Genomic DNA, 1,189 nt, shown 5'->3' with positions numbered 1-1,189 from the left:
GGCTATGGGCGTCGCACCGCGCCTTGCATCCCATCCCGAGAAGGTGCTTGCGCGGCCTCGTTTAGACATTGAACAGGCTCATTGCTCAGTTCTTCAGGTTGAGCTTGGTCACGAGTTGTTTGAAGTTGTCGTTGTCGCGCACCATTTGCGCCTTGAAGGCGGGGCCGTCGGCATAGGCGTAGCCCAGGTTCAGCTTGTCCATCACTTCGCGCATGATGGGCTCTTCGGCCGCCTTCTTGCTGAAAGTCCGGATGGTTTCCACGACTTCAGGCGGTGTGCCTTTGGCCACGCCCAGGCCGCGCCAGGTGCCGATGGACAGGTCGATGTTGCGTTCCTTGAGGGTGGGCACGTTCTCAAAACCCTTGACGCGCTGGTCGGCCATCACACCCAAAATCTTCAGCTTGCCGGCCGCCACATGCACGGCAACCTCAGCCGGGCTCACACCTACCGCGTCCACATGACCACCCAGCAGGGCCAGCACGGCGGGGCCGGCGCCCTGGTAGGGGATGTGGTTGAACCTGGCGCCGGTTTTTTCTTCCAGCGAGGCGGCCGCCAGGTGCCAGATCGAGCCATTGCCGGCGTTGCCGACCTTCACGTCGCTGCCGGTCTTTTTGGCGGCGGCGAGGAACTCTTCAATCGTGTTGTAGGGCGAGTCCGCTTTCACGGTGATGGCAGCCGGGTCGGCATTCAGGCGGGCAATCGGGATGAAGTCGTCCTGCGTGATCTTGGTGATGCCCATGTGCGGCAGGATGGTTACCTCCACAAACAGCATGGCAATCTTGTAGCCGTCGGGCTTGGCGTTGACCACGTCGGCCAGGCCAATAGCGCCGCTGGCGCCGGGTTTGTTGTAGACCACCAGCGATTGCGTGGTGTATTTTTTGGCGGCTTCGGCATAGGCGCGCGCCAGCGAGTCCGTGCCGCCGCCAGGCTGGAAGGCCACCATCACTTCAATGGGCTTGTTCGGGTAGGCCTGCGCCCAGCTGTTGCCGCAGAGGCTGGTGAGCGCCAGGAGGGCTGTCGCCAGCAATTTGCGCGGTGTCAGAAACTTCATGCTTGTCTCGCTTTCGTTTTTAGTTGGAAGGGAAATCCGGGGTGAGGTGGGTGCTGAAAGAAATCGTGACGAGTCATTTCTTCTGCACCTCCTGGTTTTGGTCCGGCTCCAGCTCACGCTGAAACGCTTGTGCGACTG

At 61.1% G+C, this 1,189-nt stretch carries 1 protein-coding gene; it reads right to left on the bottom strand.

What is annotated here, in order from left to right; all coding sequences use genetic code 11:
• Positions 1 to 85: 85 nt before the first annotated feature.
• A complete protein-coding gene (locus AC1D1X_RS23870) occupies positions 86 to 1,051 on the bottom strand; it encodes a tripartite tricarboxylate transporter substrate binding protein (RefSeq protein ID WP_477668478.1) in 966 nt (321 codons plus the stop codon).
• Positions 1,052 to 1,189: the final 138 nt, after the last annotated feature.

The organism is Polaromonas sp. P1_G4 (assembly GCF_056405475.1).
The sequence above is the reverse complement of the archived record's forward strand: the minus strand, read 5'-3'. Positions and strand labels throughout refer to the sequence as shown.

What these genes read in the sequence shown, in the direction of transcription:
- AC1D1X_RS23870 (WP_477668478.1), bottom strand. Translation starts at nt 1,051, where the DNA reads ATGAAGTTTCTGACACCGCGCAAATTGCTGGCGACAGCCCTCCTGGCG.